Source organism: Streptomyces sennicomposti (assembly GCF_019890635.1).
GTDB classification, from domain to species: Bacteria; Actinomycetota; Actinomycetes; order Streptomycetales; family Streptomycetaceae; genus Streptomyces; species Streptomyces sennicomposti.
Map to the genome: position 1 here is coordinate 57,556 of NZ_JAIOAB010000023.1, position 13,550 is coordinate 71,105.

11 protein-coding genes are annotated in these 13,550 nt (G+C 72.3%); 10 read left to right on the forward strand and 1 reads right to left on the reverse strand.

What is annotated here, in order from left to right; genetic code table 11:
• Nucleotides 1-96: 96 nt before the first annotated feature.
• The gene (locus K7787_RS15555) at nt 97-1,425 is read right to left on the reverse strand and encodes an FAD-binding oxidoreductase (RefSeq protein ID WP_223001772.1); all 1,329 of its coding nucleotides are present in this window, start codon (nt 1,423-1,425) and stop codon (nt 97-99) included.
• Nucleotides 1,426-1,689: 264 nt separating this feature from the next.
• Between K7787_RS15555 and K7787_RS15560 the strand changes: the two genes are divergently transcribed.
• The 10 genes from K7787_RS15560 (at nt 1,690) to K7787_RS15605 (ending at nt 13,482) form a co-directional block, all read left to right on the forward strand.
• Complete coding sequence (locus K7787_RS15560; protein ID WP_247720926.1) at nt 1,690-3,099, forward strand: cytochrome P450; 1,410 nt, start codon at nt 1,690-1,692, stop codon at nt 3,097-3,099.
• Nucleotides 3,096-4,652 carry an FAD-dependent monooxygenase gene (locus K7787_RS15565; protein ID WP_223001774.1) on the forward strand — a complete coding sequence of 519 codons (1,557 nt, stop codon included), beginning with the start codon at nt 3,096-3,098 and terminating at the stop codon, nt 4,650-4,652. Before K7787_RS15560 ends, K7787_RS15565 begins: the two co-directional genes overlap by 4 nt.
• A complete protein-coding gene (locus tag K7787_RS15570; RefSeq protein ID WP_223001775.1) occupies nt 4,649-6,178 on the forward strand; it encodes an FAD-binding oxidoreductase in 1,530 nt (509 codons plus the stop codon). The genes K7787_RS15565 and K7787_RS15570 overlap by 4 nt, the downstream gene beginning before the upstream one ends.
• A 28-nt stretch (nt 6,179-6,206) precedes the next feature.
• Entirely contained in the window at nt 6,207-7,658 is a 1,452-nt protein-coding gene (locus tag K7787_RS15575; protein WP_223001776.1) for an MFS transporter, read from the forward strand.
• Between the two features lie 187 nt (nt 7,659-7,845).
• Nucleotides 7,846-9,273, forward strand: coding sequence for an FAD-binding oxidoreductase (locus K7787_RS15580; protein WP_247720928.1), 1,428 nt, complete (start codon nt 7,846-7,848; stop codon nt 9,271-9,273).
• Between the two features lie 29 nt (nt 9,274-9,302).
• The gene (locus tag K7787_RS15585) at nt 9,303-9,755 is read left to right on the forward strand and encodes a pyridoxamine 5'-phosphate oxidase family protein (protein WP_169436204.1); all 453 of its coding nucleotides are present in this window, start codon (nt 9,303-9,305) and stop codon (nt 9,753-9,755) included.
• A gap of 114 nt (nt 9,756-9,869) precedes the next feature.
• Complete coding sequence (locus K7787_RS15590; protein ID WP_223001778.1) at nt 9,870-10,340, forward strand: ester cyclase; 471 nt, start codon at nt 9,870-9,872, stop codon at nt 10,338-10,340.
• A 105-nt stretch (nt 10,341-10,445) separates the two neighbouring features.
• Complete coding sequence (locus K7787_RS15595) at nt 10,446-10,943, forward strand: pyridoxamine 5'-phosphate oxidase family protein (protein WP_009191810.1); 498 nt, start codon at nt 10,446-10,448, stop codon at nt 10,941-10,943.
• The gene (locus K7787_RS32120; protein WP_223001779.1) at nt 10,940-12,214 is read left to right on the forward strand and encodes a methyltransferase domain-containing protein; all 1,275 of its coding nucleotides are present in this window, start codon (nt 10,940-10,942) and stop codon (nt 12,212-12,214) included. The genes K7787_RS15595 and K7787_RS32120 overlap by 4 nt, the downstream gene beginning before the upstream one ends.
• 215 nt (nt 12,215-12,429) lie before the next feature.
• Nucleotides 12,430-13,482 (forward strand): methyltransferase, encoded by a 1,053-nt coding sequence (locus K7787_RS15605; protein WP_247720929.1) that lies wholly within the window; start codon nt 12,430-12,432, stop codon nt 13,480-13,482.
• The last annotated feature ends 68 nt before the right edge of the window (nt 13,483-13,550 follow it).

The window sequence follows — 13,550 nt, forward strand, 5'->3', positions numbered from 1 at the left end:
GGAACCGACGCGTTCGATGGTGGCGAAGGCCGTTCCCGGGGCTGTTCCGCCGCGTTCCCGCACCCCTCCCGGCACGGTAAGGGGGCAGGTCGGACCTCAGATCGCCTGCGGGAAATCGAAGAAGCGCTCCGCGTCGTACCGCTGCTTGACCCGCTGGAGCCGCGCCAGGTTCTCCCCGTAGTACGCCCGCCTCCAGTCGGCCAGCCGGGAGTCCATGAAGTTCTGGTAGCTGCGCCCCGACCACCAGCGGGACAGCGTCCCGAACGCCCCGTCGATCCAGGCACGGGCCGCCTGCGGCCCGTGCTCGGGGACGACCGGGTCCATGTCCGCCGAGTACCCGGCGTAGAAGCGGGACCCGCGGTGCACGAACGCCGTCGCGTCCGGGGCCACCCGGTTGCCCGCGCCGCCCAGCGCGATGAAGTTCAGATCCCGCCGCTGGCCCGCGAACGGACGGTCCGTCACCGCGGCCAGCAGCTCCTTGAGCCCCGCCGCGGGCACGACGGAGTCGAAGAACCCGCCGCGGCTGACCGAGAAGGCGTAGCGTTCGATCCTCGCGGCCGGGTTGTGGCCCACCAAGTGGGCCTCGGCCGGGGTGAATCCGTCGCAGTCGAACCAGTCCATGATCGTGGCGCGGTAGTCGCGCACGGTCGCCGACCACGACGCGGGCTCACGGCCGACCCGGTCCGTCAGCTCCCGCAACAGCCGCTCGCCCGCGGCCGGCTCACCGTGCCACACGCCCGCCACCGTGAGGTCCGGCGCCGACTCGCCGCCCGCGTCCTCGACCCCGATGTTGATCACCGAGGCCAGGTCGTCGGGTGCGTCCGGGGCCCACCGCTGCCACGCGTCCACCACGGCCGTCGCGTCCTCCCACGGCCAGGTCAGCCGGTAGTCCAGCAGATCGCCCACGGGCACCGGCCGGAAGGCGAACTCCACCGCGATCCCGAAGTTGCCGCCGCCCCCGCCGCGCACCGCCCAGTACAGGTCCGGGTGGCGGTGCTCGTCGCAGGTCACCGTCCGGCCGTCGGCCAGGACCAGGGTCGCGGAGAGCACGTGGTCGACGGTGAAGCCGTGCTTGCGGGTCTCCAGCCCGATGCCACCGCCGAGGGCCAGACCGCCCAGCGCCACCGTCGGGCACCAGCCCGTCGGCACCGCGAGAGAGTGCCGCAGCGTCGCGTCGTAGAAGTCCACGAGCTGCGTACCCGCCCCCGCGCGCACCACGTCGCCGGCGACCTCGATCCGGTGCAGCCCCGACACGTCGATCACCATGCCGGCGCCGGTCGAGTAGCCGGCGAAGCTGTGGCCGCCGCTGCGGACCACGCACCGGATGCCGTGCGACCGCGCGAAGCCGACCGCCTCGGCGACGTCCTCGGCGCTGCGGCAGCGCACCACCGCCCGCGGACGGATGTCGTCGAACTGCTTGAGCACGAGACCACGGGCCCGGTCATATCCGGAATCGCCGGGGAGAAGTATGTCGCCTTCCATTCCGCGTCGCAGTGCGTCCCAATCGACATGTGCCGAATGCACGGCCCCACCCCTCGCTCGTCGGACGTCCGTCGAAGTGTTCCCAACATGGCAGCGTCCGAAGGGCTTGCAAAGCACACGGTCAGGGATCTGTCAGGGCCGCGCCGCCGGCCCTCGGCCGGCCTTAGCGTGCGACGGGTTCACCGATTCCGCACCAGGGGAGGGGCCATGTCCGCAGTCGGCGTGGGAGCAGGACAGCGCCTCCCCGCCCCACCGCGCGTCCCGCTGGTGGGAGGGTGGCAGGCCCGCGGGCTGCGGATGCTCCAGGACCCGACCGAATACTTCCTGCGGCAGTACCGGAGATTCGGCGGCATAAGCGCCTGGGACGCCACCCGGCCCAAACACGTCTTCGTCTTCTCCCCGGAATACCTCCGGCTGCTCTTCGCCGAACCGGAGGTGTTCATCGTGGACGCCTTCCGGGAAATCCGCATGCCGGCCGACTCCTCCTTCCTGCGGCTGAGCAACGGCCTGCTGCGCCTCAACGGGGACACGCACCGCAGCCATCGCCGGGTCGTCCAGCACGGCCTGCACGCCCGCCGCGTCGTCCGCTACCGGGACACCATGGCGGAGCTGACCGAGGAAATGCTCGCCGGCTGGCGCACCGGCGAGACGCGCCGGATCGACCAGGACATGGGCCGGCTGGTCACCCGGACGGCGATGCGCACGATCCTCGGCGTGGACGCGCCCGCCGAGGCGGACCGCCTTCAGCGCCTCATCGACCGGCTCCTGGCCGTCGCCGCCTCGCCCGCCACCCTCCTGTTCCCCTACGACCTGCCCGGCACCACCTTCCGCACCGCGCTGCGCGTGTCCGAGCGGATCGAGGAGAGCCTGCGCGCGCTCATCGCCGAGCGGCGCACCGCGGCCGGCTCCGACGTCCTCACCGCGCTGATCGCGGCCCGCGACGAGAACGGAACGGCCCTGACGGACGAGGAGTTGGTCGCCGAGGCCTACACCTCGTTCTGCCACGACAGCAACATCTCCACCCTGACGTGGACCCTCTTCCTGCTCGACCGCCACCCCGACGTGCTGGACCGGCTCACCGCGGAACTCCGCGACACCCTCGGCGGCGCCGCGCCGACCGCCGACGACCTCGACCGGCTCGACTACCTCGACGCCGTGGTCAAAGAGGTGCTGCGGCTGCTGCCCCCGGCCCCCATGCTCCTCAGGTACACCGCCCGCGAGGCGGACCTCGGCCCCTACCGCCTGCCCTCCGGCGCCCTGCTCTTCTACAGCCCCTACGTCACCCACCGGCTGCCCGGACTCTACGACGACCCGCTGCGCTTCGACCCCGACCGGTGGCGGGACCTGAAGCCGGCCGTCTACGAGTACCTGCCGTTCGGCGCCGGCGCCCACCACTGCCTCGGCAAGCACTTCGCCCTCCTGGAGATCAAGACCGTGCTCGCCCTCCTGCTCCAGCGGTTCCGCCCCGCGCTCGCCCCCGGCACACGTGTCGACCGCGCCATGCGGATCTCGTTCGTGCCCGAGCACGGCATGCCGATGGTGCTCCACCCCGTCGGCGCGTGCCCCGAGCCCGTCCCCGTACGCGGGAACATCACCGAGTCGGTGAGGCTCGCATGAGCGCCGACCCCGCCGCCGCGACCGTCACCGTGATCGGCGCCGGGCCGACCGGACTCGCCCTGGCCTGCGAACTGGCCGCCGCCGGCGTCCACTGCCGGGTGCTGGAGAAACGCCCCCGGCGCGTCGCCTGGTCGCGGGCGATGGGCCTGGAGCCGCGCACCCTGGAGATGTTCGACATGCGCGGCATGGCGGAGCCCTTCGTGGACCGCGGCCGCCCCTGGCGGCTCCAGCCGCTCGGCGACCGCGCACACCACCTCGACTACGCGCTGCTCGACACCTCCTTCCCCTACGTGCTGATCCTCTCCCAGCACCACACCGAGGAACTCCTGGAGAAGCGGGCCGTCGAACTCGGCGCGGAGATCGTCCGCGACGCCGAACTCACCGGCCTCACCCAGGACGACACCGGCGTCACCCTGGAGGTGCGGGGACCCGACCACCGCCGGACCGAACGCGCCGCCTACGTGGTGGGCTGCGACGGCGTGCGCAGCCGCGTCCGCGAGCTGAGCGGCATCGGCTTCACCGGCCGCTCCTACCGGGAGTCGCTGGTCGTGGCCGACGTACGCCTCACCGCACCGCCCGCCGCCCTGGTGGACGCGCGGATCGCCCCCCGCGGCCTGGTCGCCGTCTTCCCCCTGGACGACGGCGTCTTCCGGCTGGTCGTCCTCGACCGCGACCGGATGCGGCTGCCGGTCGAACAGCCGGTCACGCCCCAGGAACTGACGGACAGTGTGCTCGCCGTCTTCGGGGAGGACCTGGGCGTCGGCGAGGTGGTGTGGGCCTCCCGCTTCCGCAGCGACCAGCGCCTCGCCGACCGCTACCGCGAGGGCCGCGTCCTGCTCGCCGGGGACGCCGCCCACACCCATCTGCCCTCCGGCGGCCAGGGCCTCCAGATGGGCATCCAGGACGCCTTCAACCTCGGCTGGAAACTCGCCGCCGAGGTCCAGGGCCGCGCCCCGGCCGCACTGCTGGACAGCTACGAGGCCGAACGCGCCCCCGTCGCCCGGCGCGTGCTGCGCCAGACCGACCGCGCCTTCCGCTTCGAGACCTCGCGCTCGGCCCTCGCCAACGCCGCCCGCTGGGCCGGCATGCGCCTGATGCGCGTCCGCCCCCTGCAACGCCCCCTGATCGACGACCTCGCCGGACTGACCCTGCGCTACCGGCCCGCCTCCGGTGCGACAACCGGCCGGATGACCGGACGACGCCTGCCGGACACGCCCCTGTACGGCGCCGGACCCTCGGTCACCCGCCTGTACGAGCAACTGCGCGACCAGCGCTTCCTCCTGGTCGACCAGAGCCCCGACGGCCGGGCCGCGGCCGTCGCCGGACACTGGGCCGGCCCCGTCCGCACCGTACGCGCCGTGGCCGGCGGCCGGCGCCGCTGGCCCACCGCACTGCTCCTGCGCCCGGACGGCCATGTGGCCTGGTCCGGCGACGGCGCCCGCCCCGAGGGCCTGCGCGACGCGCTGCACACCTGGGTGGGTGAGGCGCCGCAGCGCCCGGAGCCCCGACTTCCCGAACGGACCATGGACGACGCGATGGAGGAAACAGCATGATCAGCCGGCGGAATGTGCTCCGGGCCGGAGCGGGACTGGTGTCCGCGGGGACCGTCGGACTGTCCTTCGCGCCGTCCTGGGCGGCCGGGACGGACCGGGCGGCCCGGGTGCCGTGGAACCGGCTGGAGCGCAGACTGCGCGGCTCCCTGGTGCTGCCCACCGACCCCGACTACCCGCGGGCCCGGCACCTGGCCCTGCTCCAGTTCGACGCGGTCAGCCCGCAGGCCATCGCCTACTGCGCGACCGAGAACGACATCCGCGAGTGCGTCCTCTTCGCCCGCCACCACGCCCTGCCGGTGACCCCGCGCAGCGGCGGCCACAACCTGGCGGGCTGGTCGACCACCACCGGCCTGGTCATCGACCTCTCCCGGATCGCCCATGTGACACCCGGCGCCGACACCGTCCGCGTGGGACCCGGCGCGCAGGCCGTGGACATCCTGGCCGCGCTCGCCCCGCACGGCATGCAGATACCGGCCGGACTGTGCGCCACCGTCTGCCCCGGCGGATTCGTCACCGGCGGCGGCATCGGCATGACCACACGGGTGGGCGGACTCGGCGCCGACCGGCTGGTGTCCGCGCGGGTCGTGCTCGCCGACGGGCAGGTCGTGCACTGCTCCGAGGACCGCCACAGCGAACTGTTCTGGGCGCTGCGCGGAGGCGGCGGCGGGAACTTCGGCATCGTCAGCGAGTTCGAGATGCGCCCCACCCGCATCCAGCGGGTCGCCGGGTACAACCTCGCCTGGCCCTGGGACCGCGCCGCCGACGTCACCCGCGCCTGGCAGGAGTGGACCGCGAACGGCCCGGACGCCCTCGGCGGCACCCTGGACCTGCTCCTGACCGACGCCGCCGAGGGCGTCCGGCCGCTCGCCCTCGTCGGCGGCTTCCTGGCCGGTCCGCGCGCCGAGCTGGAGACCCTGCTGGACCAGCTCTGCTCCCTCGTCGGGTCCGCCCCCACCTCCCGCGAGACCCGCGAACAGAGCTACCAGGCCGAGATGATGAGCCTGTGGGGCTGCTCGGGCACGGCCGCGGAATGCCACCTGGAGGGCGACAACCCCGTCGCCGCCGTGCCACGGCACGAGGTCATCGTCGCCACCGGCCGCCTGCTGGCGGACCCCCTCGGCGCCACCGACACCGAGGCCGCCCTCGCCGCGCTGGAGGGCGGCCGGCACGCGGGCCAGTTCCACAACCTGTCCATGTACGCGCTCGGCGGCGCCGCGGGCCGGGTGCGCCCCGACGAGACCGCCTTCGTCCACCGCTCGGCCCGGTTCTTCACCGGATACTCGGCCGGCTTCCTGCACGCCGACGACTTCCAGGAGAGCCATGCCGCCGCCGAGCGCTGGGTCGACGACGGCATGCTCGTGATCGATCCGCACCGCAGCGGACCGGCCTACATCAACTTCCCCGACCTGAAACTGCCGCACTGGCAGACGTCCTACTACGGCGCGAACTACCCGCGCCTGCGCAGGGTCAAGCGCCACTATGATCCCGATGCCTTCTTCCACCGGCCGCAGAGCATCGAACTGTGAGAGACCGGTGACCCGAAAGGAGAACACTGTGTCAACGAAGGCGCCGGGGCCCGCACGACTCGGGCAGCGCGCGACTCTCTTAGTCCTGAGCATCACCCAGCTGATGGTGACGGTCGACGTCACCGTCGTGACCATCGCCTACCCGCACATCCAGGACAGCCTGGGCATCGACCCCGTCCAGCTCCAGTGGGTGACCACCGCCTACACCGTCGCCTTCGGCGGCTTCCTGCTGCTCGCCGGCCGCGCGGCGGACCTCCTCGGCAAACGGCGGATCTTCCTGGCCGGCCTCACCCTGTTCACCCTGGCGTCGGCGCTGTGCGCGGCCGGGCAGAGCGGCTGGCAGCTGTTCGCCGCGCGCGGCCTCCAGGGCCTCGGCGCGGCCCTGGTCGTCCCGTCCTCGCTCGCCCTGCTCACCACCACCTTCGAGGAGGGCCGCGCACGCAACCGCGCGATGGCGATCTGGGGGTCGGTCGCCTCCCTGGGCGCCGTCACCGGCTACGCCCTCGGCGGAGTCGTCACCGACACGCTCGGCTGGCGCTGGGCGTTCCTGCTGAACGTGCCGATCGGCGTGGTGTGCCTGGTGCTGACCCGCCGGCTCGCGCCGGAGCAGCGGCCGCCGGAGCGCCAACGACTGGACCTGGCGGGCGCGGTCACCCTCACCGCGGGCATGATCCTCCTGATCCTGGCCGTCACCTCGGCGAAGGCCAACGGCACCGGGCCGGCGCTGCTCGTCGCGGCGGCGGGCGTGATCCTGCTGATCGTCTTCACGGTCGTCGAACGCCGCCAGAGCGCCCCGCTCGTCCGGCTCGGCATCTTCCGCAACCGCAACGTCGTCGCCGGCAACGTGATCAGCGTCATCAACGCGGCATCGCCCGCCGCGGTCATCTTCTTCACCTCGCTCTACCTCCAGAACATCCTGGAGCTGAGCCCGTGGCAGGCCGGTCTGTCCTTCGCGCCGGTCACCGTGCTCAGCGCCGTACTCGCCCGGCAGACCGGGCCGTTGATGAACAAGATCGGGCCGAAGGCCCTGCTGATCGCGGGCGGCATCAGCGCCTCGATCGGCGCCCTGTGGCTCAGCCGCGCCCCGCTGGACGGCAGTTACGCCGTCGACGTGCTGCCCGGCATCATCCTGACCAGCCTCGGCTCGGTCACCGCCTTCGCCCCGTCCATGATCGTGTCGACCTCGGGCGTCGACCCGTCCGAACAGGGCCTGGCCTCCGGTCTGGTGAGCACCTCCCAGCAGGTGGGCATCACCCTCGGACTCGCGGCGTTCGTCACCGTGGCGGCCACCGTCACCGGCGACGGCCACACCGGCGGCGCCGACCTCCTGTCCGGCTACCACGCCGGATACCGGGGCGCGGTCGTCATGCCGCTGGTCTCCGTCGCCATCGCGGCGCTGGCGGTCCGTATCCGGAAGCCGGCCGAGACCGCACCGGCCGAACCCCAGGACATCGGCGAGGCGCAGGAGGCCTCCTCCTGACCTGAGCCGTCCTCCAGGCAACCGCCGGACCCGGTCCGGCGGTTCCTTCACGTCCGGTCACCTGTCGGCCTTCTGTCGCCGTCGCGCCGCCGCGCACCGCTCCTTCCTAGGGTCGGCGTACGAGGACGGCCGCAGGAGTGGCCGCCGCGAGCGCGGACGAAGGGCGGGGAACAGGGTGCGCACCACGATGTCGCGGGCTTGGACGGGGCTGCGCTCGCATCTGTCCGGCCGTCTCGTCCTGCCGCACGACGCGGACTACCGGCAGGCCGCCCGCGTCGCCCTCGGCCAGTACGACCACATCCGCCCGGCGGCCGTCGCCCGCTGCGCGACGGTGGAGGACGTGCGCACCTGCCTGCTGTTCGCCCGCGAGCACGGCGTCCACGCCACCCCGCGCAGCGGCGGCCACAGCCTGGCGGGCTGGTCGACCACCGAAGGACTCGTCGTCGACGTCTCGCGGATCGACCACGTGCGGATCGGGCCGGACACGGTGCGCGTCGGCCCCGGCCTCCAGGCCGTCGACGCCATCGCCGCACTCGCCCCGCACGGACTGCAGATCGCGGCCGGCTCCGACGCCTCGGTCGGCCTGGCCGGCTACTGCCTCGGCGGCGGGACCGGCTGGCAGACCCGCGCGTTCGGGCTCGGCAGCGACCGGATGGTCTCGGCCGAGGTGGTGCTCGCCGACGGCCGGGTCCTGCGCTGCGACGCGGAGAACCACCCGGACCTGTTCTGGGCGCTGCGCGGCGGCGGCGGAGGCAACTTCGGCGTCGTCACCGAACTCGAGATACGCCCCAACCCGGTGCCCCGCATCGTCTGTTACGAGCTGTCCTGGCCGTGGGAGCACGCCGTGGAGGTGGTCGAGGCCTGGCAGCGGTGGACCGTGCACGGCCCGGACTGGCTGGCGTCCACGCTGGTGGCCCTGTCGCTGGACGCGGGGCAGGGCGCGCCGCCGCAACTCCTGGTGCAGGGCGGATATCTGGGCCCGGCCGGGGAGTTCGAGCGGGAGCTGGCCGCGCTGATCGCCGCGGCCGGACGGCCGCCCGCCACGACGGCGTACGAGGAGCTGCCGTACCGGGCGGCGATGATGCGGCAGTTCGGCTGCGAGGGCTGGACGACCGCACAGGCCCATCTGGCCGGCCACAACCCCGAGGCGGCCATCCCCCGGCACGCCTTCGCGCGGGACCGCAGCCGGATGCTCGCCGCCCCGCTGACCGGCGGCGCGGTGAGCCAGGCGCTGGAGGTGCTGGAGGCGGACAGCCCGCCGGGATTCTTCCGCGCCCTCACCTTCCGGGCGCTGGGCGGCGCCGCCAACGTCCCCGCACCCGGGGACACCGCCTACCCGCACCGCGACGCGCTCTTCCACGCCGGGTACGCGGCGGGCTTCCTGGACTCGGCGAGCCCCGCCGAGACGACGGCCGCCGCGCTCGCCTGGGTGCACCGCGGATTCGCCGTCATCGACCCGTATGCAAACGGCCATTCGTATGTGAATTTCCCCGACCCGGACCTGCCCGATCCGCACCGCAGCTACTACGGCGCGAATTACCCGCGGCTGCGCGACGTGCGGCGCCGCTACGACCCGGAACGTTTCTTCCGCTATCCGCAGAGCATCGGCGACTGACGCCCGCCCGGCTGTGGCATGATCCCGGCATGATGTGGTGGCACGAAGTGACGGCCCGGGAACCGGAGTTCGCGGCACGGGTCCGTCAGCGTTTCCAGAAGACCAAGCAGTGCACGCTCGCGACGATCAGAAAGAGCGGCGCCCCGCGCATCAGCGCCACCGAGCTGGATTTCGCCGAGGACGAACTCTGGCTCGGCTGCATCGCCGGCTCCGTGAAAGCCCGGGATCTGCGCCGCGATCCGCGACTGGCCCTGCACTGCGGCACGATCGACATCCCCGACACCCATCAGGGCGCATGGGTCGGTGACGCCAAACTCGCCGGTGTGGCCCACGAGTCGACCGACCCCGACCGGCCCGGCGGAAGCCACCGGTTCCGCATCGCCGTCACCGAGATCACCTACCTCACGATCGCCCCCACCGAGGACCATCTGGTCCTGGAGACCTGGCACCCGGACCGCGGACTGCGCCGCCGCCGCAGGTGACGGCGAAAGGGCCGACAGAACTCCGACGGATTCCTTGGGACGGCAATTCCCGCTGGCTAGATTGGATTTGAATCGGGCAACCCCCTTGCCTGCTGTTCCCGAGGAGGACCCTGCATGTCGCGGGAAGTCGCACAGGAGCTCTACCTTCGCTGGCTCCAGGACGTGTGGGGCGGCGACGCCCCGACCATCAGGAAATCGATCGAGGAACTCGTCACCCCGGACTTCGTCGGGCACTGGCCCGAGCGCGAGGTGAACGGCGCCGAGGAACTCACCGAATGGTGGACCAAGGGCGTCTCGTTCTTCGACGACCTGACGGCGACCCTCGTCCTGGGGCCCATCGTCGACGGCGACCTGATCTCGGCGCGCTGGCTCATGAGCGGCCGCTACGCCGGCGGTCTGCCCGACGTCGGCGCCCCCCTCGGCAAGCTCATACGGGTCTACCACACCGACATCCTGCGCCTGCGGGACGGCAAGGTCGCCGAGCTGTGGGCCAACTCCGACCAGGTCGAGGGCCTCAAGCAGCTGGAGGCCGCCGGCTACAACGGCTGCCAGTGGTTCCTCCAGGAGAACGCGGCCGGGTCCTGATCCGGGCTTGCGGGGCCGACGGTGGCGCTCCCGCGCCGCCTCTCGGTCCCCCCGGCTCCCACCCGCTCCACCGCCCCGTGCCCGTCCGCAGCCCTGGGAGAGCGCATGCCCGCCAGTCTTCCCGAGGAAGTCACCCGCGTATTCGAGAAAGCGTTGTCCTGTGAACTGTCCACCGTCGGAAAGAACGGCGGGCCGGTCACCTTCCCCGTGATGGCCATGTGGCGGCCGGAGAACACCGAGTTCCACCTCGTCACCGGGATCGGACTGCCGAAGAAGATCTACAACATGCGGCGGGACGACCGGGTCTCGCTGCTCTTCTCCGAATTCGCCGGCAGCGGACTGCACGCACCCCCCGACGTCCTCGTGCAGGGCCGCGCGACGGTCGGCGAGGAAGTCCTCGGGGTGAGCGGACTGGAGGACTTCTGGGAGGAGTTCTTCCGGCGCAAGCCCTACGCCATCGAGGCGCTGGCGCTCAGCCCGGACGCCCACGCGTCGATCTCGCCGGCCTTCATGTGGCGCGTACGGATCACGGTGGCCCCCGAACGCGTCTTCACCCTGCGGCACGACCCGAACGGCGACCAGCGACTGGAGCGTGTGCGGTGAACCTGTGGGACGAGATCGACGCACACCTGCACCTCTTCGCCCGCCCCGTGCTGAGCTTCCGCGACCCGGACGGATTCCCCTTCAGCGTCCGGACGTACGCGCGCCAGGACCGCGCCCGCGACCTCTTCCACGTCCAGATCCCCGAGGGCGTGCCCGCCGTCGCCGGACCGGCCTGGCTGCTCTGGCACACCCACGACGACAACTTCGACGTCCAGCACACCCTGGCCGTCACCGGTGACCTGGTGGGCGAGGACGGCGGCTGGGCGTTCCGCCCGGCCCGGGTGATCTCCCGGATGCACGGGGACGTGGCCCAGGTCGAGCGGGCGGCCGCACGCTACCTCGCCGACCGGGGCCTGAGCGTGCCCGACACTTTCCCCTGGCCCGCGCTCGAACCCATCGCGCGCAAGGTCAGGCGGGACCTGACCGGCGGGGAACGGACCGGCGACGGCGACGAGGGCGTCGGGGAGGGCGGCGACGAGGACTGGGCCGGCTCCTACACCGAGGTGTCCCGCGCGCTGGAATCGACCCTCCACCACGGCTACTGGAAGGACCTCCCGCCGAACGCCCCGATCACCGAGGCGGCCGACCGGATGACCGACCTGCTCATCGGCCGGATCGACGCCCGGCCCGGGGAGCGGGTGCTCGACCTCGGGTGCGGGATCGGCGCCCCCGGCATCCGGCTGGCCAAGGCGAGCGGGGCGGCCGTGGTCGGGGTGTCCATCACCGAGTCGGAGATCGAACTCGCCAACGCCGCCGCGGCCGCCGAAGACCTCGCCGACCGGGTCTCCTTCCGCTACGGCAACGTGATGGCGCTGCCCTTCCCCGACGACTCCTTCGACGCGGTCTGCTCGATGGAGTTCCTCTACCAGATCCCGGACCGGCCGCTCGCGCTGCGCGAGATCAGCCGGGTGCTGAAGCCCGGCGGGCGCTTCGAGGGCTCCGACTTCTATCTGCGCGCGCCGGTGCCGCACGAGAAGGAACCGATCCTGGCCGACCTGCGCCGCATCGCCATGGTGGAGACCCTCACCGACCTCGACGCGTATCTCGCGGAACTGAGGGCGGCGGGCATCGAACCGGCCGGCACCGAGGACATCAGCCCCCACGTGTGGCCCACCCGCGCCCGTTACGCCCGGCTGCTCAGGGCGTCGCGAGACGCCCTCGCCCCCGTCATGGGCGAGAAGGAACTGGACGAGGTCATCGCGGTCACCGAACAGGCCGACGATCTCCAGGAAATGGGATTCCTGCTGATATCCGGACGCAAACCCCGCTGATCCGGCGCGCGGTTGATGTTCTTCGGGCGTCCCGGCTTTCTCACCGGCCGCCCCACGAGGGCCCGTCACTTCCGTGGCGGGCCCTCTTTTCCATTCCCCCCGGATTCTCGGTCGCCTTTCTGTCCGCGGTCCCCGCGGGCGCCGCTTTCCCCGCCACCATTCCAGAGGAAAGGCAACGGCCCCTTCGGGAACGGCCCGACATGCGGAGGCAGCGGATGACGGAACAGCAGTCTGTGGACCAGGAACTGGCCAATGAGGTCGCCAAGATCTCCAGTCTGATGGGGCCGTGGGCCGTCCGGGTCGCCTCGACCCTCCGGCTGCCGGACCACATCGCCGCCGGCACCACCAAGGTGTCCGAACTCGCCCAGCTCACCGGCAGCGACCCCGACGTCCTCGGCCGGCTGCTGCGCTACCTCTCCGTGCTCGGCGTCTTTTGCGAGGAGGCCCCCGGCGAGTACCAGGTCACCGAACTGGGCGAGTTCTTCCGCGACGACCACCCCATGAAGCTGCGCCGCTTCCTCGACCAGAACGGCTTCGGGGCCAAGCTGGACGCCGTCACCGCCCGCCTGGAACAGGGCGTGCGCACCGGCAGGACCGTCTACGAGGACGTGTTCGGCCGGCGGTTCTGGGAGGACCAGGACGACTACCCCGACCCCGAGCTGTCCTTCAACACGCTCATGGCGGACCACACCCGCTGGTTCGGCCCCGACATCCGCGACTCCTTCGACTGGGGCGCGCACAAGCTCATCGTGGACGTCGGCGGCGGCACCGGAGCCGGCACCCTCCTGCACGAACTCCTCACCCACTTCCCCGACATGCGCGGCATCCTGGTCGAGGACCCGCGCGAGACGGCGACCTCGGCCGCCGGCTCCCTCGGCCCCATCGGCGACCGCTGCACCCTCGTCCGGCAGAGCCTGTTCGACCCCATGCCGCAGGGCGGCGACGTCTACGTCCTCACCAACATCCTGCGCAACTGGAACCAGCAGGACGCGATCCGCATCCTGCGCCGCTGCGCCGAGGCCGCCGGCCCCGACGGCGACGTCCTGGTCCTCGAACGCATCCTCTCCGCCGAGGACCAGCACCAGATCCACGTCGCCGACGCCAACCTGCGCATCCTGCTGCTGCTCGGCGGCAAGGAGCGCACCCTCGAGGAGTTCCGCGAGATCGGGCGCGCGGCGGGCCTGGACCTGACCGCCACCACACCCACCGGCTACTCCCACATGTACCTGATCCGGTACTCCGCGGCCGGCCGTGGCCACCAGGCGTGAGACCGCGGCCCGGCTCGCCGGCCGGTTCCTCCGGTACGCGAGCCGCCATCCGGGACTGCTCCCGCTGA

Excerpts from the sequence above, each read along its gene's own strand:
- K7787_RS15560 (WP_247720926.1), top strand. The coding sequence starts at position 1,690 with ATGTCCGCAGTCGGCGTGGGAGCAGGACAGCGCCTCCCCGCCCCACCG.
- K7787_RS15565 (WP_223001774.1), top strand. The coding sequence starts at position 3,096 with ATGAGCGCCGACCCCGCCGCCGCGACCGTCACCGTGATCGGCGCCGGG.
- K7787_RS15570 (WP_223001775.1), top strand. The coding sequence starts at position 4,649 with ATGATCAGCCGGCGGAATGTGCTCCGGGCCGGAGCGGGACTGGTGTCC.
- K7787_RS15580 (WP_247720928.1), top strand. The coding sequence starts at position 7,846 with ATGTCGCGGGCTTGGACGGGGCTGCGCTCGCATCTGTCCGGCCGTCTC.
- K7787_RS15585 (WP_169436204.1), top strand. The coding sequence starts at position 9,303 with ATGATGTGGTGGCACGAAGTGACGGCCCGGGAACCGGAGTTCGCGGCA.
- K7787_RS15590 (WP_223001778.1), top strand. The coding sequence starts at position 9,870 with ATGTCGCGGGAAGTCGCACAGGAGCTCTACCTTCGCTGGCTCCAGGAC.
- K7787_RS15595 (WP_009191810.1), top strand. The coding sequence starts at position 10,446 with ATGCCCGCCAGTCTTCCCGAGGAAGTCACCCGCGTATTCGAGAAAGCG.
- K7787_RS15605 (WP_247720929.1), top strand. The coding sequence starts at position 12,430 with ATGACGGAACAGCAGTCTGTGGACCAGGAACTGGCCAATGAGGTCGCC.